This is a genomic window from Streptomyces altiplanensis (assembly GCF_053591575.1).
Genome location: NZ_JBSFUB010000100.1, coordinates 1 through 24,944, shown reverse-complemented (window position 1 = coordinate 24,944; position 24,944 = coordinate 1). Strand labels below are relative to the sequence as shown.

The window sequence follows — 24,944 nt, the reverse complement described above, 5'->3', positions numbered from 1 at the left end:
GATCGTCCAGTTCGCTCTTGCCGATGATCGACCGCAGCGAGGTCTGCGCCATCTGCGCCGCCGCCCCGGCAGTCCGGGAGCGGCGGCCCTCTCGCCGGCGCGGGAGCGGTTACGCCCCGAGCAGCTTGCGCACCCGGTCCGCCCCCACCGCGAGCAGCAGCGTGGGCAGTCGCGGTCCGGTGTCCCGCCCGACCAGCAGCTGGTAGAGCAGCGCGAAGAACGACCGCTGCGCGACCTTCAGCTCCGGCGTCGGCTTCGCGTCCGGCTCCAGCCCCGCCATCACCTTCGGCACGCCGTAGACGAGCGTCGTGAGCCCGTCCAGCGACCAGTGCGAGTCGAGCCCGTCGACGAGCAGCCGCAGCGACTCCCGTCCGGCCTCGTCCAGCGAGCCCAGGATCTCCGCGTCCGGCTCACTGCGCACGACCGTGCGCTGCTCGGCCGGGACCTGGGTGGTGATCCAGTTCTCGGCGCGGTCGAAGCGCGGCCGCACCTCGTCGAGCGAGGTGACCGGGTGCTCCGGGTCCAGCTCGCTCAGGATGCGCAGCGCCTGGTCCTCGTGCCCGGCGGTGATGTCGGCCACCGAGGCGAGCGTCCGGTACGGCAGCGGGCGCGGCGTGCGCGGCAGCTCACCGGCGGCCGTCCTGATCGCGCGGGAGTGGGCCGCCGCGTCGGCCGGCAGCACGGTCCCCTCGGCGACCTTCTTCTCCAGCGAGTCCCACTCGTCGTAGAGCCGCTGGATCTCCTGGTCGAAGGCGATCTTGAACGACTGGTTGGGCCGCCGGCGCGCGTACAGCCACCGGAGCAGCGGCGCCTCCATGATCTTCAGCGCGTCGGCCGGCGTCGGCACGCCACCCTTGCTGCTGGACATCTTCGCCATCCCGCTGATCCCCACGAAGGCGTACATCGGCCCGATCGGCTGCACCCCGCCGAAGACCTCGCGCACGATCTGCCCGCCCACCACGAACGACGACCCGGGCGACGAGTGGTCGACACCACTCGGCTCGAAGACCACGCCCTCGTACGCCCAGCGCATCGGCCAGTCGACCTTCCAGACCAGCTTTCCGCCGTTGAACTCGCTCAGCAGCACGGTCTCGGAGTGCCCGCAGGCGCACGTGTACGACAGAGCGGTGCTCTCGTCGTCGTACGCCGTCACCGTGGTGAGGTCCTTGCCGCACACCGTGCAGTACGGCTTGTACGGGAAGTACCCCGCGCCGCCGCCGCTGCCGTCGTCCTCGTTCGCCGCCCCGGACCCCTCGGCGGCCTCCAGCTCGGCCTCGTCGACCGGCTTCTGCCCCTGCTTCTTGACCTGCTGCTTGGGGTCCTTCTTCGTCCGGTACCGGTCGAGCACTGCGTCGATGTCGGCCCGGTGCTTCATGGCGTGCAGGATCTGCTCGCGGTAGGCCCCGCTCGTGTACTGCTCGGTCTGGCTGATCCCGTCGTACTCGACGCCGAGCTCGGCGAGCGCCTCGGTCATGGCGGCCTTGAAGTGCTCGGCCCAGTTCGGGTACGCCGACCCGGCCGGCGCGGGCACCGACGTCAGCGGCTTGCCGATGTGCTCGGCCCACGACTCGTCGATCCCCGGGACGCCCGCCGGCACCTTGCGGTACCGGTCGTAGTCGTCCCACGAGATGAGGTGCCGGACCTCGTACCCGCGCCGCCGGATCTCGTCCGCGACCAGGTGCGGGGTCATGACCTCGCGCAGGTTGCCCAGGTGGATCGGCCCGGAGGGGGAGAGGCCGGACGCGACGACGACCACCGGAGCGGCAGCACCATCGTGTTTCGCCCCAGGGGCACGTCGCTCCGACTCGGCGATGACCTCGTCCGCGAACCGGGAGACCCAGTCGGTCTCTGTGCTGCTCTGAGCCACGATCGGCACGTCCTTCTTCCTCGATAGCTGGCACAGCCATTCTCCCAGACCGGGCGACCCCGTCCGAGGCTGCCTTTATACGAGAGGACCGCCCCTCACCCCACATGAAATACTCGGCTGCACATTCCACTTTCCTCTCGACAGGAACGGCAGCTCATGGCCTCGGTCCATTCCCTCGCTTCGACCGTCAACCAGCGCGTCGCGGACGCCCTCTCGGCAGCCCTGCCGGAGGCCGGCGCCGCCGACCCGCTGCTGCGACGAAGCGACCGGGCCGACTTCCAGGCGAACGGCATCCTCGCGCTCGCCAAGAAGGCCAAGGCCAACCCGCGCGAGCTGGCCACGCGGGTCGTCGCGGGCCTGCCCGCCGGCAGCGACCTGATCAAGGAGATCGAGGTCTCCGGCCCCGGCTTCCTGAACATCACGGTCGCCGACAGGGCGATCACCGAGACCCTCGCGGCCCGCGCCGCCGACGACCGCCTCGGCGTGCCGACGGCCGAGAAGCCGGGCACGACCGTCATCGACTACGCGCAGCCGAACGTCGCCAAGGAGATGCACGTCGGGCACCTGCGCTCCGCCGTGATCGGCGCGGCGATGGTCGGGATCCTCGAGTTCACGGGTGAGAAGGTCGTACGCCGCCACCACATCGGCGACTGGGGCACCCAGTTCGGCATGCTCATCCAGTACCTGACCGAGCACCCGCACGAGCTGGACCACCAGCACGGCGGCCCGGAGGAGGGCGAGGCGGCGATGTCGTCCCTCAACCGCCTCTACAAGGCGTCGCGCGTGCTCTTCGACTCCGACGAGGACTTCAAGGCGCGCTCCCGGGACCGTGTCGTGGCCCTCCAGGCCGGCGATCCGCAGACCCTCGCCCTGTGGCAGCGCTTCGTCGACGAGTCGAAGATCTACTTCTACTCGGTCTTCGACAAGCTCGACATGGAGATCCACGACGAGGACGTCGTCGGCGAGTCCGGCTACAACGCCATGCTCGAAGAGACCTGCCAGATCCTGGAGGACTCGGGCGTGGCGGTCCGTTCCGACGGCGCGCTGTGCGTCTTCTTCGACGACGTGAAGGGCCCGGACGGCAAGCCGTCCCCGCTGATCGTGAAGAAGTCGAACGGCGGATACGGCTACGCCGCCACCGACCTCTCCGCCATCCGCGACCGCGTCCAGAACCTCGGCGCGAGCACGCTGCTGTACGTCGTGGACGCCCGCCAGTCCCTCCACTTCAAGATGGTCTTCGAGACCGCCCGCCGGGCCGGCTGGCTCAACGACGACGTGCAGGCGGTCCAGCTCGCCTTCGGCACGGTCCTCGGCAAGGACGGCAAGCCGTTCAAGACGCGTGAGGGCGAGACGGTCCGCCTCGTCGACCTCCTCGACGAGGCGATCGAGCGCGCGTCGGCCGTCGTGCGCGAGAAGGCCCAGGACCTGACCGAGGAGGAGATCGCCGAGCGCGGCACGCAGGTCGGCATCGGTGCGGTGAAGTACGCCGACCTCTCCACCTCCGCGTCCCGCGACTACAAGTTCGACCTGGACCAGATGGTGTCGCTGAACGGCGACACGTCGGTGTACCTCCAGTACGCGTACGCCCGTATCCAGTCGATCCTCCGCAAGGCGGGCGACGTGAAGCCGGCCGCCCACCCGGAGCTCGAACTCGCCGGCGCCGAGCGGGCGCTGGGTCTGCACCTGGACCGGTTCGCGGAGAGCCTGGCCGAGGCGGCGTCGGCGTACGAGCCGCACAAGCTGGCGGCGTACCTCTACCAGCTGGCCTCGCACTACACGACGTTCTACTCGGAGTGCCCGGTCCTCAAGGCGGAGTCCCCGGCCCAGGTCGAGAACCGCCTCTTCCTCTGCGACCTGACCGCCCGCACCCTCCACCGGGGCATGGCCCTGCTCGGCATCCGCACGCCCGAGCGCCTCTGATCACGCGACACGCGGACGCCCCCACCGGACGGACCCGGTGGGGGCGTCTCCGCTTCCGGTCACGAAGTCAGCGGATACGACGGCCGCCCGGCGGCCTCGTCGATCTCACCGTGCGCTTTCCCCAGGAGCTGCGACGCGAGGTCCATGAGCGCACGCGCGCCCGCGACCTCCTCACCGACCCGCAGCTGCTCGGCGTCGGTCGGGTGCCGTTTGGCGTACCCGTGGGCCCGCAGCTCCACGCCGTCGCTGAGCCGCACCATCGCGGCCGCCCTGGTCCTGCCCTCGTGCTCCTCGAACTCCATCTCGATGTGCCATCCGACGAGTGTGTGCATGGCCGCTCACCTCCAGCAGTTCCCTTTCCCCTTCCCTTCCAGAGTGCGCCGCCGGACCGCTGATCACCACTCCCCACTTACCAGAAGGTGAGTACCTGACTTATTAGTCGGTACTTGTCGCCAACTCGGCACCCAGCAAGGATCGAAGGGCCCCGGAAACATCAGAAACCTCCCCCAGGAGCCCCGATGCCCACGCCCCTTCCCCTGCCTCCCGTGTCCGTCCTCGGCCTCGGCATGATGGGCAGCGCCCTGGCCGCCGCCCTCCTGAAGGCCGGCCACCCGGTCACCGTCTGGAACCGCTCCGCCGCCAGGACCGGCCCCCTGGTCGCGCAGGGAGCGATCCCCGCCGAGACGGTCACCGACGCCGTGGCGGCGAGCCCGCTGGTGATCGTCTGCCTCACCACCAACGACAACGTCACCAAGATCCTCGCCGGCACCGACCTCACCGGCAGGACCCTCGTCAACCTCACCAACGGCACCCCGGCCCAGGCCCGCGACCTCGCGGCCCGAGCCGGGAAGCAGGGCGCCGCGTACATCGACGGCGGGATCATGGCGGTCCCGCAGATGATCGCGACCCCGGCGGCGTACATCCTCTACAGCGGCGACGAGCAGGCGTACGAGACCCACCGCCCCACCCTGGCCGCCCTCGGCGGCACCCAGTGGGTCGGCACCGACCCGGGCCGCGCGGCCCTCCACGACCTGTCGCTCCTCACCGGCATGTACGGCATGGTGATCGGCGTGGCGCAGGCCTTCGCCCTGATCCGTACGGAGGGCGTCACGGCCACCGAGTTCGCCGAGCCGCTGCACGCCTGGGTCTCGGCGATGCTGAGCGGACTGATCCCGGAGATGGCCACGGCCATCGACTCCGGGCAGCACCTCACCGACGTCTCCAACCTCGGCATCAACCAGGCCGCTTTCCGGAACTTCCTCGCCACGTACGACGACCAGGGCGTCAGCTCCGAACTCTTCGTCCCCTTCCAGAAGCTCCTGGACCGCTCGGTGGAGGAGGGCCACGCGGCGGACGGCCTCTCCCGCCTGGTCGACCTGCTCAAGAAGTGACGTCCGCCACGGCGAACTCGCACCACACGGTCTTCCCGGGCTCGCGCTCGCCGACCCCCCACGTGTCGGCGAGCGCCGCCACGAGCAGCAGCCCCCGCCCGGACTCCCCGTCCGGCTCCCGCACCCGGGGCAGCCCGCCACCGCTGTCGTGCACCTCGACCCGCAGGATCCCGCCCCCGTACAGCCACAGGCACAGCCGGTACCCCCGCCCCGGCGGAACCCCGTGCACCAGCGCGTTGGTCGCCAGCTCGCTCACGCACAGCAGTACGTCGTCCACACGCTCGCCCATACCCCAGTCGGCCAGGACCCGGCGTGCGAACTCCCTGGCGGAGGACACCGAACGCCGGTCCCGCCGGTAGAACCTCTCGCGCAGCAACGGCAGTTGTTTTGTCTCGTTCACGGGACGATGGTTGCGGAGAGTGACTAGCCTGGAGCACTGAGCCAACCCGTACAGATTTCTTGTACGGGTTCGCACCGGGTCAGGCACGGGCAGGTGGGGGGAGTTGGACGGCATGAGCCCCAGGAAGCGTCCGAAGAAGAACGCGTCGGCGATGAAGATGCTGGGAGCCCAGCTGGCGGCGTTCCGCCGGGCGGCGGGCTACACCCAGCGCTCACTCGGCGAGCGCATCGGCGCCGACGAGGAGACGATCGCCTCGATCGAGCAGGGCAGACGGCCGCTGAAGGCGGACCTGGCCGAGACTCTCGATCAACTGCTGGACACGAAAGGCGCACTGGCGGTGGGCGTGGAGAACCTGCCGGACATCGATCTGTTCCCGCTCTGGGCCGAGGAGTTCATGGACCACGAGCGCGAGGCGATCGCGCTGTCGCTGTACGGAAACCAGGTCTTGCCCGGCCTGCTCCAGACTGAGGCGTACGCGCGTGCGGTCTTCCGCAGTCGCGTTCCGGTCTACGACGAGGACGAGATCGAGACCTTCACCGCCGCGCGCATCGAGCGTCAGGAGATCCTGCATCGCAAGGTCCCCCCGACAGTCAGTTACGTCGTATGGGAGCCAGTGCTTCGTCTCCCTCTGGGCGGCCGCGAGGTCTATGCGGAACAGCTGCGTCACCTATGCTTGGCCTCTGAACTCCCGGGCCTCACCCTTCAGTTCCTGCCACTGGACCGCACCACCCACGCCGCACTCGACGGCCCCTTCGTCCTGCTGGAGACTCCCGACCACCAACACCTCGCCTACGCCGAGACTCAACGCGGCAGCCAGTGGGTCTCCGACCCCGACGAGGTATCCATCCTGGCGCGCAAATATGCGATGCTGCGAGCACAGGCCCTCACCCCCGAGGACTCCCGTGGCCTGCTGGATCGTCTGCTGGGAGAGCAATGAGCACCGCACTGCACTGGTTCAAGTCGACGTACAGCGGCAGCGAAGGTGGCGAGTGCCTGGAAGTCGCGTACACCTGGCGCAAGTCCAGCTACAGCGGCGACGAAGGCGGCGCCTGCGTCGAAATCGCCACCTGCCCCACCGCCGTCCACGTCCGCGACTCCAAGACCCCCGACGGCCCGACCCTCACCCTCGCCCCCGCCACCTGGTCCTCCTTCGCGACGTACGCCGCCTCCCACGACGGCTGACCGCCCTCGCGACCGGCCGGGCGCGGAGCAAGGAGCGACCCCGGCGCTGTGACCCGCGCCGGGAACCGGCAGTGTTGATCGGCTCCACTGCCGGCCCCGGGGATCGCTACTGGCTCACGCCCGCCGCCCTGGTGGTACGGCGGAAGCGGGCGACGGTTCCGTCGTCGCTCCAGCGCTCCAGTCCGGCCTTCTCCAGCACACGGACCGAGGCCGGGTTGGACAGCTCCACGCCCGCCTGGACCGTGTGGACGCCGGGGGCTGCGGTCAGGGCGTACTCCACCAGGGCCCGGGTGGCCTCGGAGGCGTAGCCGCGGCCGCGCCGGGACTCGACGATGCCGTAGCCGACCTCGACGGAGCCGTCACTGGGCGGCCAGAACAACCCGATGGAGCCGACCACCAGATCACCGGCCCGCTCGACGACCTTCCGGTGGCCGTACGCGTTCAGGCCCTCGGGGTGCTCGGCGAGGAAGCCCGCGATGACACGGTCGCCTTCGGCGGGGAAGTCCTCCGCCCAGTGCGGCAGGCGGGTGTCAGAGAGGACAGCGGCGAGTTCGTCGGGGGACCACGGCCGCAGCACGAGGCGGTCGGTGATCAGGTCCGTACCGGTCAGGGAGAAAGAGGACACGCGACACTCCTGGTCGTCGTCAGAGGCGACCGGACCGCTCGACTACCCTCGCGCGGCCCGGACAAGGACATGCTGATGAGGCGCCTGGCGGGCCATATTCATCAACCTCCCTCGTCGCGGCGGCAGTCGCGGGTCTCACGCGTGGGCGGATCGTACCAGGGGGAGGGAAGCGGCCGGTCCCACCGGCCGCCTCGCCGCGATCCGGCGGTTACCGCTCCCGGCCGAGCCGGTGGGCGACCTCGGTGGCCCAGTACGTCAGGATCATGTTCGCGCCGGCGCGCTTGATGCCCGTCAGCGACTCCATGATCGCCTTGTCCCGGTCGATCCAGCCGCGCTCGGCCGCCGCCTCGATCATCGCGTACTCACCACTGATCTGGTACGCCGCGACCGGCACGTCCACGGCCTCCGCGACCTTCGCCAGAACGTCCAGGTAGGGCCCGGCCGGCTTGACCATCACCATGTCGGCGCCCTCCTCCAGGTCCAGCGCCAGCTCCCGCAGGGACTCGCGCACATTGCCCGGGTCCTGCTGGTACGTCTTGCGGTCGCCGCGCAGCGAGGAACCGACGGCCTCCCGGAAGGGGCCGTAGAAGGCGGACGAGTACTTCGCCGTGTACGCGAGGATCGAGACGTCCTCCTTGCCGATGGTGTCCAGCGCGTCACGGACGACGCCGACCTGGCCGTCCATCATGCCGCTGGGGCCCACCACGTGCGCGCCCGCGTCCGCCTGGACCTGCGCCATCTCGGCGTACCGCTCCAGCGTCGCGTCGTTGTCGACGCGGCCGTCCGCGTCCAGGACGCCGCAGTGCCCGTGGTCGGTGTACTCGTCCAGGCACAGGTCGGACATGATCACGAGATCGTCGCCGACCTCGGCCCGCACCTCGCGCAGCGCGACCTGGAGGATCCCGTCCGGGTCGGTCCCGGCCGTCCCGGCGGCGTCCTTCTTCTCGTCCTCGGGTACGCCGAACAGCATGATCCCCGCGACACCCGCCTCGACGGCCTCGACGGCCGCCTTGCGCAGCGTCTCCAGGGTGTGCTGCCGGACGCCCGGCATGGCCGAGATGGCCACGGGCTCGCTGATGCCTTCCCGTACGAACGCGGGAAGGATCAGATCGGCGGGGTGCAGCCGATGCTCGGCGACCATGCGGCGCATGGCGGGGGTGGTGCGCAACCGACGGGGCCGGGCCCCGGGAAAGGATCCATACACAGTCATGCCAACCACGCTACGCCGCCGGACCGTCCCCTTTTACCGTCACCCCGTCGGTACCAAAAGGGGCGGGCGGGGGAGAAAGTGCCGCAGGCAACCCGCACCGCGCACTCCACCCGCACCCGCCCCGCCCACAGACCGCCCCGCGAAACCGCGCCCCGCGTTAAGTGGTCCGCCGCCGCCGGGACCCCGGCCGCCGCTCGCTCGGCCGCGTCACGTGCTCGCCCGCCGCGATCGCCGCCCCGCGCCGCTGCGCGCCGAAGTCGGCCAGCGCCTCGGCCAGCTTGTGCACCGAGGGCTCCGGCGACAGGACGTCGACCCGCAGCCCGTGCTCCTCCGCCGTCTTGGCGGTGGCAGGACCGATGCACGCGATCACGGTCACGTTGTGCGGCTTGCCGGCGATGCCGACCAGGTTCCGCACCGTGCTCGACGAGGTGAACAGCACCGCGTCGAACCCGCCGCCCTTGATCGCCTCGCGCGTGTCCGCCGGCGGCGGCGACGCCCGCACGGTCCGGTACGCCGTGACGTCGTCGACCTCCCACCCGAGCTCGATCAGCCCCGCGACCAGCGTCTCGGTGGCGATGTCCGCCCGCGGCAGGAAGACCCGGTCGATCGGGTCGAAGACCGGGTCGTACGGCGGCCAGTCCTCCAGCAGCCCGGCCGCCGACTGCTCCCCGCTCGGCACGAGGTCCGGCTTCACACCGAACTCGACCAGCGAGGCGGCCGTCTGCTCGCCCACCGCGGCGACCTTGATCCCCGCGAAGGCACGGGCGTCGAGCCCGTACTCCTCGAACTTCTCCCGGACGGCCTTCACCGCGTTCACCGAGGTGAAGGCGATCCACTCGTACCGTCCCGTGACGAGCCCCTTGACCGCCCGCTCCATCTGCTGGGGGGTGCGCGGCGGCTCGACGGCGATGGTCGGCACCTCGTGCGGCACCGCGCCGTAGGACCGCAGCTGGTCGGAGAGCGACGCCGCCTGCTCCTTCGTCCGCGGAACCAGCACCCGCCACCCGAACAGCGGCTTCGACTCGAACCACGACAGCTGCTCGCGCTGAGCAGCGGCGCTGCGCTCGCCGACCACGGCTATGACGGGCTGGTGGCCCTCGGGCGAAGGCAGCACCTTCGCCTGCTTCAGGACCTGGGCGACCGTGCCGAGCGTCGCGTTCCAGGTGCGCTGCCTGGTCGTCGTACCGGCGACCGTGACCGACATCGGCGTATCGGGCTTGCGCCCGGCCGACACCAGCTCGGCCGCCGCGGCGGCGACCGAATCCAGCGTCGTGGAGACGACGGCCGTGGCGTCGCTGGAGCCGATTTCGGCCCAGCATCTGTCGTCGGCGCTGCGCGCGTCCACGAAGCGCACATCGGCGCCCCGCCCGTCGCGCAGCGGCACACCGGCGTACGCGGCCACGCCGACGCCCGACGCGACGCCGGGCACGACCTCGAAGGGAATGCCCTCGGCGGCGCAGGCGAGCATCTCCTCGCCCGCGTTGCCGTCGAGGCCGGGGTCGCCGGAGATCGCACGCACGACCCGCCTGCCGCCCCGCGCGGCCTCCATGACAAGATTGACCGCATCCCTGATCGCGGGGATCCCGGCGGCTGTTGACACATCGTCAACCACCGTCAGCTGAGGCGTGCTTACGCCCGCCCTCGCATGGGTGCGTACGACGTCGAGCACGTGCGGCTCGGCGATCAGCACGTCCGCGTTCGCGAGCGCCTCGACGGCGCGCAGCGTCAGCAGACCGGGATCACCGGGTCCGGCGCCGAGGAAGGTGACGTGCCCTGACGCGGAGAACGCCGAAGGTACAGAGGCAGAGGTGGTGGGGCTCATTGTGCTCGCTCCCCCATAAGACCGGCCGCACCCTTCGCGAGCATCTCGGCGGCGAGTTCGCGACCGAGAGACATGGCGTCGTTGTGCGACGTGGGTACGGGACCGGTGGTGGACAGCTGCACCAGCTCGGAGCCGTCGGTCGAACCGACGACGCCGCGCAGGCGCATTTCGTTGACAACCTGTCCGTCGGCCAGCAGGTCGGCCAGTGCACCCACAGGTGCGCTGCAACCGGCCTCCAGGGCGGCGAGCAGGGATCGCTCGGCGGTCACGGCGACCCGCGTGTGCGGGTCGTCGAGCTCGGCGAGCGCGGCAGCGAGGTCGACGCGCGTGGCGGCGCACTCGACTGCCAGGGCCCCCTGGCCGGGGGCGGGCAGAACCAGGTCGACCGCCAGGAACTCGGTCACCTCGTCGATCCTGCCGATGCGGTTGAGGCCGGCGGCGGCCAGAACCACCGCATCCAGTTCCCCGCTCCGTACATATCCGACACGAGTGTCGATGTTTCCGCGAATCGGCACGGTCTCGATGTCGAGACCGTGGCCGCGCGCGTACGCGTTGAGCTGCGCCATGCGGCGCGGCGATCCGGTGCCCACGCGGGACCCGGCCGGCAGCTGCGCGAAGGTCAGCCCGTCGCGCGCGACGAGCACGTCACGCGGGTCCTCGCGCCGCGGCACGGCGGCCAGCGTCAGATCGTCCGGCTGGGTGGTCGGCAGATCCTTGAGCGAGTGGACCGCGAAGTCCACCTCGCCCCTCAGCAGCGCGTCGCGCAGCGCGGTGACGAAGACGCCCGTACCGCCGATCTGCGCGAGCTGCTCGCGCGAGACGTCTCCGTACGTGGTGATCTCCACCAACTCGACGGGGCGCCCCGTGATCCGGCGCACCGCCTCGGCGACGTGTCCGGACTGGGCCATCGCGAGCTTGCTGCGCCTGGTCCCCAGCTTCAAGGCATTAGTCGTCATGCCCGTCCTCTATTCCCACCGTCGGGGGTGTCGTTCAGGTCGGCCCTGCTGACGGCGGCGACCGTCTGAGGGTCGAGATCGAAGAGTTCGCGCAGCGCGTCCGCGTACCCGGCGCCACCGGGCTCGCTGGCGAGCTGCTTGACCCGCACGGTGGGCGCGTGCAGGAGTTTGTCGACGACGCGGCGCACGGTCTGCGTGATCTCCGCGCGCTGCTTGTCGTCCAGTCCGGGAAGCCGGCCTTCCAGCCGGGCGACCTCGTTGGTGACCACGTCGGCGGCCATGCTGCGCAGGGCGACGACGGTCGGTGTGATCTGCGCGGCCCGCTGGGCGGCACCGAAGGCCGCGACCTCGTCGGACACGATGGTCCGCACCTGGTCCACGTCTGCGGCCATGGGCGCGTCGGCGGAAGCCTCGGCCAGCGACTCGATGTCCACGAGCCGTACGCCGTCGAGCCGGTGCACGGCCGCGTCGATGTCACGCGGCATGGCGAGGTCGAGCAGTGCGAGCCGCACCGGTCCGCCGCGCACGCCGGCCCGCTCCCGCGGACGCCCCTGGGCGACGGCGAGAGCGTTGTCGGCCCAGGCGCCGTGCTGCTCCATGGAGCCGGCCGGTCCGGCGTCGCCGGCCTGCCGGGCGGGGGGCACGACGGCGGTCTCGTCCAGCACGGGGCAGCCCGCGGCCGCATCCGCACCGCGTCCCGCCGCGGCCGTGGCGTGCTCCGCACCGGCCGCGCTGTCCACGGCCACCCCGAGTGCGGCGGCGACGTTCTCCGCCGTCAGGACAAGGCCCGTCGCGCCGGTGCAGGAGACGACGACGTCGGCTCGTGCCAGCTCGCGCGCCACCTCGCCCATCGGCACCGCGCGCGCGACACCCCCGGCCTCGGCGAGGATCTCCGCCAGCCGCTGCGCGCGCTCCTGCGTCCGGTTCGCGACGACGACTTCGGCGACCCCGGTGCGTACGAGCGTCGCCGCCGCCAGCGAGGACATCGAGCCCGCGCCGATCACCAGCGCCCGCTTGCCCGCCGCCCACTCGGCGACCGGCTCACCGGCGGCGAGCTGTTCGAGCCCGAAGGTGACGAGCGACTGCCCGGCCCGGTCGATGCCGGTCTCGGAGTGCGCCCGCTTGCCGACGCGCAGGGCCTGCTGGAAGAGGTCGTTGAGGAGCCGGCCCGCGGTGTGGAGCTCCTGCCCCAGCGCGAGCGCGTCCTTGATCTGGCCGAGGATCTGGCCCTCGCCGACGACCATCGAGTCGAGCCCGCACGCCACCGACAGGAGGTGGTGGACGGCCCGGTCCTCGTAGTGCACGTAAAGATAAGGAGTGAGCTCTTCGAGCCCCACCCCGCTGTGCTGCGCGAGCAGTGTGGACAGCTCGGCGACACCCGCGTGGAACTTGTCCACGTCGGCGTACAGCTCGATGCGGTTGCACGTCGCGAGTACGGCGGCCTCGACCGCCGGCTCCGAGGCGAGGGTGTCCTGGAGCAGCTTGGCCCGGGTATCGGCGGCCAGCGACGCCCGCTCCAGCACACTGACCGGAGCGCTGCGGTGGCTCAGCCCGACGACGAGGAGACTCATGCCGGCATCACGGCGGGGACGTCCCCGTCGGGTCCCTTCCGGTTCGCGGCCGTACCCCCGCGCAGGGGCGGCGGCGTCACGTCGGCACCCGACGCGGCGGCTTCCTCGCCCGCCTTGCGCTGCTCGTGGAAGGCGAGGATCTGGAGCTCGATGGAGAGGTCGACCTTGCGTACGTCGACCCCTTCCGGCACCGAGAGGACAGTCGGCGCGAAGTTCAGGATCGAGGTGACGCCGGCGGCGATGAGCCGCTCGCTGACCTGCTGGGCAGCGCCCGCGGGGGTGGCGATCACGCCGATGGAGACGCCGTTGTCCTTGATGATCTTTTCGAGCTCGTCGGTGTGCTGCACGGGAATCCCGGCGACCGGCTTGCCCGCCATGGCGGGGTCGGCGTCTATGAGCGCGGCGACGCGGAAACCACGGGAGGCGAACCCGCCATAGTTGGCGAGGGCGGCTCCGAGGTTGCCGATGCCGACGATGACGACCGGCCAGTCCTGGGTCAGCCCCAGCTCACGGGAGATCTGGTACACGAGGTACTCGACGTCGTACCCGACACCACGCGTCCCGTAGGACCCGAGGTACGAGAAGTCCTTGCGCAGCTTCGCGGAGTTGACCCCGGCCGCAGCGGCGAGCTCCTCGGAGGAGACCGTGGGGACCGAGCGCTCGGAGAGCGCCGTCAGGGCGCGCAGATACAGCGGAAGGCGGGCGACGGTGGCCTCGGGAATGCCTCGGCTACGGGTCGCCGGTCGGTGATTTCGGCCAGTTGCCACGGTGCTCCTGCGGGATGAGCGGGGCTGCAGGCGGCCGTATGTCCCAGGACCGCCCCGTCTCCAGCAGGCTATGCCTTTGTGAACGCGTGCACAAAGATGGTGTCCGTTTTGTCCGCCCAAAGTGACCGGGGTCACGCACGCCGGCCGCCCGGTCCCGGAACCACGGACCGCGCGGACTCGTTGAAGACCCGAAGGGGGCATAACCGCACACACTCCTCACGACCACGCCCCCGAGACCGCCCAAAACGCCCATGATGGTAACCGCCTTTCGGTCAGCCACCCAGCGCCTTGCGCAGCCTCCCCGCGTCCACCCGCCAGAAGGTGTGCTGCTCGCCGTCGACCAGGACCACCGGGATCTGCTCCCAGTACGCCCGGTTCAGCTCCTCGTCCTGCGTGATGTCCTTCTCCTCCCAGGGCACCCCGAGCTCCCCGCACACCTCACCGACCACTTCTCTCGCGTCGTCACAGAGATGACAGCCCGGCTTGCCCACCAGGGTGACCAACCGCTCACCGGGCTTCCTCTTCGTGTGCGCACGTCGCAGCAAGGGACTCATACCGCCATTCTGGCCCTGCCCGGCCGCGCCTTCCGTCCCCCGCGCAACGCCGGCGCCCCGCAGAGTTCACTCCACCGCATCCCGCCAGGTCGGGAAGTACCGAACAGACTGGCTATGCTCACGACATGGCCGCACTGGGATGGCTCACCCCCCGTAGACGCTCCGCGACAGCACGGAGTGTGCTGGCGGGAGAGGCAGCAGCCGAGGCAGCACGCAAGACGTCGCAGGAGCTCGAGGAACTCGAAGGTCTCGGCACGACGCCTTCGGGCACGCCCGAGGAGCCCGCTTTCCCCGTCGTCGGAGACGACCGGGCCGCTGCCTTCTTCGATCTCGACAACACCGTGATGCAGGGCGCCGCGATCTTCCACTTCGGCCGCGGCCTGTACAAGCGGAAGTTCTTCGAGCGCCAGGAGCTGGCCCGCTTCGCCTGGCAGCAGGCATGGTTCCGGCTCGCCGGCGTCGAGGACCCCGAACACATGCAGGACGCCCGCGAGAGCGCGCTGTCCATCGTCAAGGGCCACCGCGTATCCGAACTGATGTCCATCGGCGAGGAGATCTACGACGAGTACATGGCCGAGCGCATCTGGCCCGGCACCCGCGCCCTCGCCCAGGCCCACCTCGACGCGGGCCAGAAGGTCTGGCTGGTCACCGCCGCCCCCGTCGAGACAGCCACGATCATCGCCCGCCGCCTGGGTCTGACCGGTGCGCTGGGCACGGTCGCCGAGTCCGTCGACGGCGTTTATACGGGCAAGCTCGTCGGCGAGCCCCTGCACGGCCCCGCGAAAGCCGAGGCGGTCCGCGCCCTGGCCGTCGCCGAGGGCCTCGACCTGGCCCGCTGCGCGGCGTACAGCGACTCCCACAACGACATCCCGATGCTCTCGCTCGTCGGCCATCCGTACGCGATCAACCCCGACGCGAAGCTGCGCAAGTACGCCCGCGAACGCGAGTGGCGGCTGCGCGACTACCGGACCGGCCGCAAGGCCGCCAAGGTCGGCATCCCGGCGGCCGCCGGGGTCGGCGCCCTCGCCGGCGGCACCGCGGCCGCGATGGCCCTGCACCGCCGCCGCCGCTAGCGGCCCACCGCGACGCGCGAGCCCCGGCAGACAATCCGGGGCTCCTACCCTCCCGACCCTGCCGCCAGTCCCACCACCGCGACTCGGGCACAACGCATTCAGCAATCACGCAGATTACGAAGTGATCCGATCAGAAAATGATCACGATCTGCCACTCGAACCGTCGCGTAGACGCCACAGAAGCGACGGAATCGATGATTTGAGCAACTAGGTGTAGTGCTGCCTGTACGAAGCGTTATTCTCCTCAGACGCATACCGGACCCCGCTCGTCAGCACGACGAGTGAACGGTCCCGCACTGAACGTGTTGGAAGCTCTGCCTCTGGGAGTCCCGTGTACCCACACGTCGGGGTTGACGCCTCGGGCCTGGCTACGCTGCGCGCAACGGTCGTGGACCGTTTGCGCGGCTTCGTCCCCACCGCGTACGCCGTCCCCGCCCTTGCCACCCCTGCACTTGTCGGCCCCTGCTACGCCCTGGCCGACGGCGGTGCGGCGGTCGCCAGACGCAGCCGCGGCGCCGGCTCGGGCACCGGCACGTCCACCACCCGTCGGCCCAGCGCCGACAGCGACAGCGCACGCATGATGGACCTCGTCGAACGCGCTCAGGCCGGCGAGGCCGATGCGTTCGGCCGCCTCTACGACCAGTACAGCGACACGGTCTACCGGTACATCTACTACCGCGTCGGCGGAAAGGCGACCGCGGAAGACCTGACCAGCGAGACGTTCCTGCGCGCCCTGCGCCGCATCTCCACCTTCACCTGGCAGGGCCGCGACTTCGGCGCCTGGCTGGTCACCATCGCCCGCAACCTGGTCGCCGACCACTTCAAATCGAGCCGGTTCCGTCTCGAAGTGACCACCGGCGAAATGCTCGACGCCAACGAGGTCGAGCGCAGCCCGGAGGACTCCGTCCTCGAATCCCTCTCCAACGCGGCCCTCCTCGAAGCGGTCCGCAAACTCAACCCGCAGCAGCAGGAGTGCGTCACCCTGCGCTTCCTCCAGGGGCTCTCGGTCGCCGAGACGGCCCGCGTGATGGGCAAGAACGAGGGTGCGATCAAGACCCTCCAGTACCGGGCCGTACGTACACTGGCCCGGCTCCTGCCCGACGACGCCCGCTGACACCCGAGAACGCCGACCGGCCGACCACGACTCACAGTTGGTGACGCCTCCATGACGTTGTGGTCCGTTCATCCTTCGCGCGTAACCCAAGTGCCGCGACGCTCGTTGTGCGGGATGCAGGCTCCCTGCGGTCACGCCATGCCCGCAACCACTCACTCGATCGTGTGGATGTATTCATGGCGTGCAACCTTCCGGACCCCCAGGGGAGTCGATCGTCATGACGAGAGGAGGTGCCGCCAGTGATCGCGAACGTATCGGCGCACCGGCGGGCGAACGCCTTCGCCCAGGCGCTGGAGGCACAGACGCCCCAGGGCACGGCGGCAGATCAGCCCGAAGAAACAGCTGAAGGGCCGGAGACCACACGGCTTCTGGCCCTGGCGAACGGTCTCGGCGAGCTGCCGTCACCGGAGTTGGACCCCGAGGTCAAAGTCGTCCAGCGGGCCCAGCTCATCGCCGCCATGGAGGCCATGGTCGCCGAGGGCGGTACGCCAACGGGCCCTACGGTGCCCGAGCAGCGGACCGGCCGGGGCGCCCACCGGGCATCCCCGCTCCGGAAGCTGCGCCCGCGCTCCCGATGGTCGAAGGGCATCGCTGCGGGCGGGCTCACCGTCGGTGTGGCCGCAGGAGCCTTCAGCGGAGTGGCCGCTGCGAGTTCCGACGCCCTGCCGGGTGATTCGCTGTACGGGCTGAAGCGCGGTATGGAAGACGTCAAACTCGGCATGGCCGACGACGACGCCGCCCGTGGTGAGCTCTACCTCAACCAGGCGTCGACCCGCCTCCAGGAGGCCCGCCGCCTCATGGAGCGCGGCCGGGCCGCCGAGCTCGACCACGAGCAACTGGGCGAGGTCAGACGCACGCTGAGCGGGATGACACACGACGCGGGCGAGGGCCACCGCCTCCTCACCCGTGCCTACGAGCGCGACGGCTCCATCGGCGCGATCCAGGCCCTGTCGTCCTTCGCCGAGTCGCACCGCAAAGCATGGAGCAGTCTGCGGGAGCGGCTTCCGGCGCAGCTGACCGATGTGGGCGACCAGGTCAGCTCGGTCTTCGAAGCCATGGACGAAGAGGTCGCCCCCCTCCAGTCGCTCCTGCCGCCCACGCCGAAGCCGACCCGGAACCCGGAACGCCCCGGATCCACCCAGGACCGTACGGGCACACCGGACACGGACCGCCCCGCCCCTTCCACCACCACGTCCTCCGGCGGCCGCACGGGCGGCCACACCAAGCCCAACCCTCCCTCGTCCCCCGGCAAGTCCGAGGACGAGGGCCTGCTCGGCGGCAAGCCGGGCGACCTTCTGGATCCCCCGTCGGCCGACCTGACACCCCCGTCGCCCCCGTCCTCCAAGGACAGCGACAGGCAGCCGCCGGTCCCCGACGTCACCGTTCCTCCGCTGCTCCCCGGAATCCTCCCGGGCCTGGGCATCGACGAGGAAAAGGCGCCGGAGTAAGGCAGCAGGACAGCCACACCGTGGGCCCGCTCTCCCCGGAGACCGGGCCCATACCCCTGCCCGCCCCACCCCGCACTCAGAAGAACACCGACCGCCGCTGCACCAACAGCTTGTACAGGGTGTGCTGAATCTGCTCCCGCACCTGATCCGTCAGGTTGAACATCAGCATCGGGTCCTCCGCCGCCTCCGCCGGATACCCCTCCGTGGGAATCGGCTCCCCGAACTGGATCGTCCACTTCGTCGGCAACGGCACCGCCCCCAGCGGCCCCAGCCAGGGGAACGTGGGCGTGATCGGGAAGTACGGAATCCCGAGCACCCGCGCCAGCGTCCGCGCGTTGCCGATCATCGGGTAGATCTCCTCCGCCCCCACGATCGAGCACGGCACGATCGGCGCGCCCGCCCGCAGCGCCGTGGAGACGAACCCGCCCCGCCCGAACCGCTGCAGTTTGTACCGCTCCCCGAACGGCTTCCCGATCCCCTTGAAGCCCTCCGGCATCACACCGACGACCTCGCCCCGCCGCAGCAGCTCCTCCGCGTCCTCCGCGCAGGCCAGCGTGTGCCCGGCCTTGCGGGCCAGCTCGTTCACGACCGGCAGCATGAACACCAGGTCCGCCGCGAGCAACCGCAGGTTCCGGCCGGCCGGATGGTTGTCGTGCACCGCGGCCTGGAGCATCAGCCCGTCCAGCGGCAGCGTCCCCGAATGGTTGGCGACGATGAGCGCCCCGCCCTCCGACGGGATGTTCTCGATGCCCTTGACCTCCACCCGGAAGTACTTCTCGTAGAGGGGCCTGATCATCGACATCAGGACCTTGTCGGTGAGCTCCTCGTCGTACCCGAACTCGTCGACCTCGTAGTCACCGGTGAGCCGCCGCCGCAGGAACGCGAGCCCGCCCGCGATCCGCCGGTCCCAGCCACCCCCGCCCCCCGGGCCCGCCTTCGGCTCCTCCGGCGTCACCACGGTCTCCGCGGCCCCCGCGTCCGCCGCACCGCCCGGACCCGCAGACTGCTCCGGTACGGGCGCGAGCGGCCCGCCCTTGCGCCCCGGCGGCCGCTTCCCCTTGGCCCCCGTGGAGGCGGCGGCCGCGGAAGAGACCGCGTCCTTGGACTTGGGCCTGGCTCGCCTCGTCCTCGGTTCATCACCGAAGGGGATGACCTTGGCATCGGCCATGTCAGATGCGCTCCTTGCTGACGAGAGTGGAGAGCCGGTCGACAGTACGGGCAAGAGCCTCGGGCGGCAGCAGACCCCCGCCCCGGCTGTCCGCGAAGTCCGAGAAGGCCTCCGCGGTCGTGTACGTGGGGTCGAACCCCAGTGTCTCGCGCATCTGGACGGTCCTGACGACCCGTCCGTGCGTCAGCAGCCGGATCTGCTCGGGCGAGAAGTCGGTCACCCCGACGGTCCGCAGCGCGGATCCGACCCAGGTGACGGCAGGCAGCAGCACCGGCACGGTCGGCCGCCCCAGCCGCCGCGAGCACTGCGAGAGCGTCAGCACCCCATCGCCGGCGACATTGAAGGTCCCGCTGTTCATCGTTCCGCGCCGCGGGTCGTGCGAGGCGATGCGCAGAACGTCGATGACATCGTCCTCATGCACGAACTGAAGCCGCGGGTCGTACCCGAACACCGTGGGCAGCACCGGCAGCGAGAAGTAATCGGCCAGCGGGGAGTCCGCACAGGGCCCGAGGATGTTGGCGAAACGAAGCACACATACGGCCACGTCGGGCCGCCGGCGCGCGAAGCCCCGTACGTACCCCTCGACCTCGACCGCGTCCTTCGCGAAGCCGCCGCTCGGCAGCGACTTCGGCGGTGTGGTCTCGGTGAAGACGGCGGGGTCGCGCGGCGCCGACCCGTACACGCTCGTACTCGACTTCACGACGAGCCGCTGCACGGTCGGCGACTTCTGGCACGCGCCGAGCAGCTGCATGGTGCCGATGACGTTGGTCTCCTTCACCGACGTACGGCTGCCGCCGGTGCCCAGCGGCGTACCGGTGACGGCCATGTGCACAACAGTGTCGACCCGGTGCTCGGCGAGCACGCGCGCGATGGCGGGCCGGCGGATGTCCGCTCGCACGAAATCGGCGTCTCCCAAGGGGTGGTCGGGGGTAACCGCGTCGACGCCGATCACCCGGTCCACCTCGGGATCACGCTGGATGCGCCGTACGAAGCGGCCACTCAGCTGCCGGGCCACACCTGTGACGAGCACGACCTTGCCCAAGATCAGCGCCTTCCCTCGGACTTCCCTGGCGCAACCGTAGCGGTTGGACGTTGCTCTGTGATGACCTCACGACACCCGAAACGGCGGCAGACGCGCGCACCCGGGCCACCCGGCCCGGAACGCACCGCAGCCCTTCCACCATGACGGTGGAAGGGCTGCGGGTCACGTACAGCTGCCGCTTACTTCTTGTTGCGACGCTGAACGCGGGTGCGCTTGAGCAGCTTGCGGTGCTTCTTCTTGGCCATCCGCTTGCGCCGCTTCTTGATAACAGAGCCCACGACTACCCTCGCTCACTTCTCTTCACTCGGTGCGGGGCGTCTGGGCCCACACGACCTACGAGGGCCTAGCCTACCCGCCACCGGGAGAGGGACGTAATCCGAGGCCCTCGTCAGGCTGATTCCACCCCCACAAAGGACTCACGGAGGTACTCGTGAACCGCTTGCTCCGGAACCCGGAAGGACCTGCCCACCCGGATCGCCGGCAGATGACCGCTGTGCACCAATCGGTACACGGTCATCTTGGACACTCGCATCACCGAGGCGACTTCCGCCACGGTCAGAAACTTGACCTCGTTGAGAGGCCTCTCGCTGCCAGCAGCCATGACCCACCACCTGTACCTTCCGCACCCGACGCGCACCGGCTTCCCCTCCGGTGACTCTTCGTCGTTGTGCGCTCACTCCCAGACTAGGGGCGGGTGGTACGAGTGGGGAAGAGGAGCAGCCATCGACCACCTACTGTGACAGACACGCCCGATTGAGTACATAGCGAGTAAGCGGCCGGTAGTAATCAGACCGCACAGCGTCATCAAGCGGAACGGCGACAGACACCTGCCCCTCGGCCTCTCCGACGAACAGCGCGGGGTCGTCCGTATCCGCGAGTCCGATGGCCTCAATACCGAGCTGACCTGCACCGCAGACCCACCCGTGGTCCCCCACGACCAGTCCGGGCAAAGGGCCGCCGGCCTCCCCCGCAGCGGCGAGTGCGACCCGGATCGGGAGGGGGGAATGGCTGTGTGCGCCGGTCTCACTCGCGGGGCCGCGCGCGCCGGGTTCGCGCATCAGCGCGACTCCCCGTACGTAGTCAAGGCTGTACGTACGTACGCCGAACCGGGTCGTTATGTCGACACATCGCCCCTGCGCGGGTGTGAGGACGAGGCACCCCGCCGCCGACAAAGCGTCTGCGAGGCCGGCGTAGAACTCGAGCAACCGATGCGGATGCCCGGTCCCGAACAGCACCGGCACCCGCCGTGCGGCGGCTTCCCCCAGCCTCCGCGCGAAGGCCTCCAGCCCGGCCAGAGTCCGTTCGGGGTCAATCACATCAGTCCCGGTGACACATCCCGGATCATCAGAAACACCGCACTTGTCGGCCATCAGAGCCATCACGTCGAACTCGTCCCAGGCCCGTTCGGGATCGAGCCCGAGCAGCACCCGCGGATCCCGCGCGGCGAACAGCCGATAGCTCCGCAGACTCTTCTCGCGCGAGGTGGCCACGGGCCCGGCCAGCCGGGCCGCCAACAGATGCGCACGCAGCGCGCCGGTACTCAACACCCTCCCGATGCTCCCGCACCCTCACCCCCTTTTTCCCGAAACCCCGAACACACCCCACACTCGGCGTAACCCGGCCCGCCGCGCTCCACCGCCCTATGCCAGCAACCCCCGCAGAGGAAACACCGCTCGCCGGGCCGCCAGCACCGCCTGGTCCAGCCGGTCCGCCGGGTCGTACCCCGCGTCCCACCCCTTCCAGGCCGGCGTGAGCCCATCCGTCATCCGCCCCGGACCCAACTGCCGTGTACTCGCGTACACTTCGTCCCGCCAGGACGCCGGGATCACCGACTCCGGATCGATCGGCCGGTGCGCCGCGATCCCCACCAGGTGCGTCCAGGAGCGCGGTACGACGTCCACCACCGCATATCCCCCGCCCCCCAGCGCCACCCACGCCCCACCCTCCACGTACTCATGGGCCAGGTCGTGGCAGGCCGCCTGCACCGCCCGCTGGGCGTCCAGCGAAACGGCCAGGTGCGCCAGCGGATCCTCGAAGTGCGTGTCCGCCCCGTGCTGCGTGACCAGCACCTGAGGCCGGAAGTCCGCCAACAGCTCCGGCACGACCGCGTGGAACGCCCGCAGCCACCCCGCGTCCCCCGTCCCCGCCGGCAGCGCCACGTTCACCGCCGAGCCCTCCCCCGCCCCGCTCGCGCCCGTCTCCTCCGGCCACCCCGTCCCCGGAAACAGCGTCCTCGGGTGCTCGTGGAGCGACACCGTCAGAACCCGCGGGTCGTCCCAGAACGCCGCCTGCACCCCGTCCCCGTGGTGCACGTCCACATCCACGTACGCGACCCGCTCCGCACCCAGTTCCAGCAGTCGCGCGATCGCGAGCGCCGCGTCGTTGTAGATGCAGAACCCCGCCGCGCCTCCCGGCATCGCGTGGTGCAGCCCGCCCGCGAAGTTCACCGCGTGCGCGGCCTCCCCCCGCCAGACCGCCTCCGCCGCTCCTACCGACTGCCCGGCGATCAGCGCGGAGGCCTCGTGCATGCCGGCGAAAGCCGGATCGTCGACGGTTCCCAGCCCGTACGTCTGGTCCGCTCCCCGCGGATCCGCCGAAGCCGCCCGCACCGCCGCCACATAGTCCTCGCGGTGCACGAGCCGCAGCGTCGAATCCCCCGCGGCAGGCGCGGCGACCACATCCACCACCCGGTCGAGCCCGTACGCCCGTACCAGCCCCATCGTCAGGTCGAGCCTGACCGGGTCCATCGGATGGCTCGCCCCGAAGTCGTAGCCAGTTACCGCGTCATCCCACATCAACAGTGCGCGCCCGCTCATGCCCGCCACCGTATCGGTCGGTCCCGGATGCGAACGACCGGGCGTACACCAGCGTCGCCACTACCAAACCCATGGGTACGAGCATGGCCCCCCGATAGCTCCATGCCTCCCCGAGCGCCCCCACCAACGGCGCCCCGACCAGGAACCCCACGTAATTGAAGACATTGAGCCGGGCGACAGCCGCGTCACTCGCCGCTCCGGGAAACAACCGCCCCGCCGCCGCGAACGTCTGCGGCACGATCACGCACAGCCCGAACCCGAGCATCGTGAATCCGAGCATCCCCACGCCCACCCCCGGCGCCCCCGCCACCACAGCGAACCCGCCCGCGGCGAGCAGCGTCCCTCCCCGCACCACGGCGACGGCCCCGAAGCGCCGCACACCGAGGTCCCCGACGGCCCGCCCGACCAAGGTCGTGACCATATACACGTTGTACGGAAGAGTCGCCGCCTGCTCCGACGAACCGAGCACGTCCTGCAGGTACTTGGCGCTCCAGTTCGAAACCGTCGCGTCCCCGATGTAAGCGAACGTCATCACCAGGCACAGCGGCAGCAGCAGCTTGAAGCCACCCGGCCCACTCCCCGAAACGGCTTCCTCCTCCCCCTCCGCAACCACACCGTCGGCATACCACCGGCTGCCGCCAAGCGCCGCAGGCAACAGCACGACCACCACCGGCAGATACGAGGCGACCAGCGACAGTCCCCCCTGCGCCCCCACCCACGCCAGCGACGCCCCCACGATCCCGCCCAGGCTGTACGCCGCATGGAAACCGAGCATGATGCTGCGTCCGTACGCCCGCTGAAGGCTCACCCCCAGCATGTTCATCGATGCGTCCAACGCCCCGACCGCCAGCCCGAACCCTCCGAGCGCCACGCCCACTTGCCACATCTCGCTGCCGGCCCCGACCCCGAGAAGCGCCAGCAGCACCACCGGCTGCGACCACCGCAGCACGGCGCTCGGTCCGACCCGCTTCACCAGCTGCTCAGTGCCGACGCTGCCCACACCCGCCAGGATCGGCACGGCGGCCAGGAAGACGGGAAGCAGCCCGTCGGATATCCCGTACCGGTCCTGAATGGCCGGCAGCCGCGTCACGAGAAGCGCGAAAGCCACGCCCTGCGCGAAGAAGCTCAACCCCAAGGAAGCCCTGCCGTGCCGCAGGCGCGCGTCAGTCATGGCCGCACAGCGTAGGCCCGTCACCTACCCACAGGTAGACATCACGCAAGCAAGGCCGGCAGTTCCCTCAGCTCGGAGAAGTACCCGGTGGCCCCGGGCAGCCTGTCCGCCGGAGTCATGGCCGTGAAGCCGTACACGTCCATCCCCGCGGCCCTGGCCGCCTCCACCCCGAGCGGACTGTCCTCCACCACGACACACCGCTCTGCCGGTACGCCCATCCGCTGCGCGGCGTGAAGGAAGAGGTCCGGCGCCGGCTTGCCCCGCCCGACGTCCTGCGAGCTGAAGATCCAGCTCTCCTCGAACCACTCGTCCAGCCCGGCCACCAGGTGCCCGACCCTGATCCGCTCATGACTCCCGGAGGACGCGAGACAGTACGAGGTCCCGTCCGCCACCAGCTGTCCCAGCAGCTCCTCCGCCCCGGCAACGGGCTTCAGTTCCTGCTCGAAGGCGGCGAAGATCCGGGCATGCAGTGTCTTGTCGAAATCCTCGGGCAGCCGCTGCCCGGACCGTTCCAGCACGACATCGTGAATCCGGTGCACTGCCCCGCCCATGAAGTCCCGTAGCGACTCCTCGTAGGAGGTGGGGTGTCCCAGCTCGCTCAGGTAGCCGGCGAGGACGGTGTTGGAGATCGGCTCACTGTCCACAAGGACGCCGTCATTGTCGAAGATGATGAGGTCGTAGCGCATGACTTGACCTTAAACGCAAAAAAGCCCCGGTCCCTGGACATAAGTCCAGGGACCGGGGCATAAAATTTGTTCGGCGGTGTCCTACTCTCCCACAGGGTCCCCCCTGCAGTACCATCGGCGCTGAAAGGCTTAGCTTCCGGGTTCGGAATGTAACCGGGCGT

Annotated in this window: 25 protein-coding genes and 1 rRNA gene; 7 read left to right on the top strand and 19 right to left on the bottom strand. The window is 70.2% G+C overall.

What is annotated here, in order from left to right:
* Positions 1-109: 109 nt before the first annotated feature.
* Positions 110-1,876, bottom strand: coding sequence for a lysine--tRNA ligase (gene lysS / locus ACWD0Y_RS30275; RefSeq protein ID WP_450263493.1), 1,767 nt, complete (start codon positions 1,874-1,876; stop codon positions 110-112).
* Between the two features lie 147 nt (positions 1,877-2,023).
* On the opposite strand from lysS, the gene argS reads away from it, so the two are divergent.
* Positions 2,024-3,787 carry an arginine--tRNA ligase gene (argS, locus tag ACWD0Y_RS30270; RefSeq protein ID WP_450263492.1) on the top strand — a complete coding sequence of 588 codons (1,764 nt, stop codon included), beginning with the start codon at positions 2,024-2,026 and terminating at the stop codon, positions 3,785-3,787.
* A 59-nt stretch (positions 3,788-3,846) separates the two neighbouring features.
* On the opposite strand, the gene ACWD0Y_RS30265 is transcribed toward argS, so the two are convergent.
* On the bottom strand, positions 3,847-4,119 hold the full coding sequence (locus ACWD0Y_RS30265) for a DUF1876 domain-containing protein (protein WP_450263491.1): 273 nt from the start codon (positions 4,117-4,119) through the stop codon (positions 3,847-3,849).
* A 186-nt stretch (positions 4,120-4,305) separates the two neighbouring features.
* Between ACWD0Y_RS30265 and ACWD0Y_RS30260 the strand changes: the two genes are divergently transcribed.
* A complete protein-coding gene (locus ACWD0Y_RS30260) occupies positions 4,306-5,178 on the top strand; it encodes an NAD(P)-dependent oxidoreductase (RefSeq protein WP_450263490.1) in 873 nt (290 codons plus the stop codon).
* On the opposite strand, the gene ACWD0Y_RS30255 is transcribed toward ACWD0Y_RS30260, so the two are convergent.
* Positions 5,168-5,578 carry an ATP-binding protein gene (locus tag ACWD0Y_RS30255; RefSeq protein WP_450263489.1) on the bottom strand — a complete coding sequence of 137 codons (411 nt, stop codon included), beginning with the start codon at positions 5,576-5,578 and terminating at the stop codon, positions 5,168-5,170. The two genes, ACWD0Y_RS30260 and ACWD0Y_RS30255, sit on opposite strands and share 11 nt — an antisense overlap.
* 112 nt (positions 5,579-5,690) lie before the next feature.
* On the opposite strand from ACWD0Y_RS30255, the gene ACWD0Y_RS30250 reads away from it, so the two are divergent.
* Positions 5,691-6,515, top strand: coding sequence for a helix-turn-helix domain-containing protein (locus ACWD0Y_RS30250; protein WP_450263488.1), 825 nt, complete (start codon positions 5,691-5,693; stop codon positions 6,513-6,515).
* Entirely contained in the window at positions 6,512-6,760 is a 249-nt protein-coding gene (locus tag ACWD0Y_RS30245) for a DUF397 domain-containing protein (protein ID WP_450263487.1), read from the top strand. Before ACWD0Y_RS30250 ends, ACWD0Y_RS30245 begins: the two co-directional genes overlap by 4 nt.
* 106 nt (positions 6,761-6,866) lie before the next feature.
* Here ACWD0Y_RS30245 and ACWD0Y_RS30240 read toward each other — a convergent pair whose 3' ends face one another.
* The 7 genes from ACWD0Y_RS30240 to ACWD0Y_RS30210 all read right to left on the bottom strand — a co-directional run bounded on the left by ACWD0Y_RS30240 (position 6,867) and on the right by ACWD0Y_RS30210 (position 14,265).
* Positions 6,867-7,385, bottom strand: coding sequence for a GNAT family N-acetyltransferase (locus tag ACWD0Y_RS30240; RefSeq protein ID WP_450263486.1), 519 nt, complete (start codon positions 7,383-7,385; stop codon positions 6,867-6,869).
* Between the two features lie 208 nt (positions 7,386-7,593).
* Positions 7,594-8,595, bottom strand: coding sequence for a porphobilinogen synthase (gene hemB / locus ACWD0Y_RS30235; RefSeq protein WP_450263485.1), 1,002 nt, complete (start codon positions 8,593-8,595; stop codon positions 7,594-7,596).
* A gap of 157 nt (positions 8,596-8,752) precedes the next feature.
* Positions 8,753-10,417: a uroporphyrinogen-III synthase gene (locus ACWD0Y_RS30230; protein ID WP_450263484.1), complete on the bottom strand. Its 1,665-nt coding sequence runs from the start codon at positions 10,415-10,417 to the stop codon at positions 8,753-8,755.
* Positions 10,414-11,373, bottom strand: coding sequence for a hydroxymethylbilane synthase (hemC, locus tag ACWD0Y_RS30225; protein ID WP_450263483.1), 960 nt, complete (start codon positions 11,371-11,373; stop codon positions 10,414-10,416). The genes ACWD0Y_RS30230 and hemC overlap by 4 nt, the downstream gene beginning before the upstream one ends.
* Positions 11,370-12,944, bottom strand: a complete 1,575-nt coding sequence (locus tag ACWD0Y_RS30220; protein WP_450263482.1) for a glutamyl-tRNA reductase — start codon at positions 12,942-12,944, stop codon at positions 11,370-11,372. Before ACWD0Y_RS30220 ends, hemC begins: the two co-directional genes overlap by 4 nt.
* A complete protein-coding gene (locus ACWD0Y_RS30215; RefSeq protein ID WP_450263481.1) occupies positions 12,941-13,711 on the bottom strand; it encodes a redox-sensing transcriptional repressor Rex in 771 nt (256 codons plus the stop codon). The genes ACWD0Y_RS30220 and ACWD0Y_RS30215 overlap by 4 nt, the downstream gene beginning before the upstream one ends.
* A 272-nt stretch (positions 13,712-13,983) precedes the next feature.
* Positions 13,984-14,265: a glutaredoxin family protein gene (locus ACWD0Y_RS30210; RefSeq protein ID WP_450263480.1), complete on the bottom strand. Its 282-nt coding sequence runs from the start codon at positions 14,263-14,265 to the stop codon at positions 13,984-13,986.
* A gap of 125 nt (positions 14,266-14,390) precedes the next feature.
* On the opposite strand from ACWD0Y_RS30210, the gene ACWD0Y_RS30205 reads away from it, so the two are divergent.
* The 3 genes from ACWD0Y_RS30205 to ACWD0Y_RS30195 all read left to right on the top strand — a co-directional run bounded on the left by ACWD0Y_RS30205 (position 14,391) and on the right by ACWD0Y_RS30195 (position 17,900).
* The gene (locus ACWD0Y_RS30205) at positions 14,391-15,338 is read left to right on the top strand and encodes an HAD family hydrolase (RefSeq protein ID WP_450263479.1); all 948 of its coding nucleotides are present in this window, start codon (positions 14,391-14,393) and stop codon (positions 15,336-15,338) included.
* A 331-nt stretch (positions 15,339-15,669) separates the two neighbouring features.
* The gene (locus ACWD0Y_RS30200) at positions 15,670-16,452 is read left to right on the top strand and encodes an ECF subfamily RNA polymerase sigma factor, BldN family (RefSeq protein WP_450263478.1); all 783 of its coding nucleotides are present in this window, start codon (positions 15,670-15,672) and stop codon (positions 16,450-16,452) included.
* A 239-nt stretch (positions 16,453-16,691) separates the two neighbouring features.
* On the top strand, positions 16,692-17,900 hold the full coding sequence (locus ACWD0Y_RS30195) for a DUF5667 domain-containing protein (protein ID WP_450263477.1): 1,209 nt from the start codon (positions 16,692-16,694) through the stop codon (positions 17,898-17,900).
* A gap of 76 nt (positions 17,901-17,976) precedes the next feature.
* Here ACWD0Y_RS30195 and ACWD0Y_RS30190 read toward each other — a convergent pair whose 3' ends face one another.
* The 9 genes from ACWD0Y_RS30190 to rrf all read right to left on the bottom strand — a co-directional run.
* Positions 17,977-19,068, bottom strand: a complete 1,092-nt coding sequence (locus ACWD0Y_RS30190) for a lysophospholipid acyltransferase family protein (protein WP_450263476.1) — start codon at positions 19,066-19,068, stop codon at positions 17,977-17,979.
* A 1-nt stretch (position 19,069) separates the two neighbouring features.
* Positions 19,070-20,110: an NAD-dependent epimerase/dehydratase family protein gene (locus tag ACWD0Y_RS30185; RefSeq protein ID WP_450263475.1), complete on the bottom strand. Its 1,041-nt coding sequence runs from the start codon at positions 20,108-20,110 to the stop codon at positions 19,070-19,072.
* Positions 20,111-20,289: 179 nt separating this feature from the next.
* Positions 20,290-20,388 carry a 30S ribosomal protein bS22 gene (locus ACWD0Y_RS30180; RefSeq protein ID WP_003948845.1) on the bottom strand — a complete coding sequence of 33 codons (99 nt, stop codon included), beginning with the start codon at positions 20,386-20,388 and terminating at the stop codon, positions 20,290-20,292.
* A 110-nt stretch (positions 20,389-20,498) separates the two neighbouring features.
* A complete protein-coding gene (locus ACWD0Y_RS30175) occupies positions 20,499-20,711 on the bottom strand; it encodes a helix-turn-helix domain-containing protein (protein ID WP_014046653.1) in 213 nt (70 codons plus the stop codon).
* A gap of 130 nt (positions 20,712-20,841) precedes the next feature.
* Positions 20,842-21,657 carry a phosphatase gene (locus tag ACWD0Y_RS30170; protein WP_450263474.1) on the bottom strand — a complete coding sequence of 272 codons (816 nt, stop codon included), beginning with the start codon at positions 21,655-21,657 and terminating at the stop codon, positions 20,842-20,844.
* 93 nt (positions 21,658-21,750) lie between these two features.
* A complete protein-coding gene (locus tag ACWD0Y_RS30165; protein WP_450263473.1) occupies positions 21,751-22,926 on the bottom strand; it encodes an acetoin utilization protein AcuC in 1,176 nt (391 codons plus the stop codon).
* Entirely contained in the window at positions 22,895-24,097 is a 1,203-nt protein-coding gene (locus ACWD0Y_RS30160) for an MFS transporter (protein ID WP_450263472.1), read from the bottom strand. The genes ACWD0Y_RS30165 and ACWD0Y_RS30160 overlap by 32 nt, the downstream gene beginning before the upstream one ends.
* Before the next feature lie 41 nt (positions 24,098-24,138).
* A complete protein-coding gene (locus ACWD0Y_RS30155) occupies positions 24,139-24,783 on the bottom strand; it encodes an HAD family hydrolase (protein ID WP_450263471.1) in 645 nt (214 codons plus the stop codon).
* Positions 24,784-24,851: 68 nt separating this feature from the next.
* A 5S ribosomal RNA gene (rrf, locus tag ACWD0Y_RS30150) occupies positions 24,852-24,944 on the bottom strand; the annotation flags it as partial.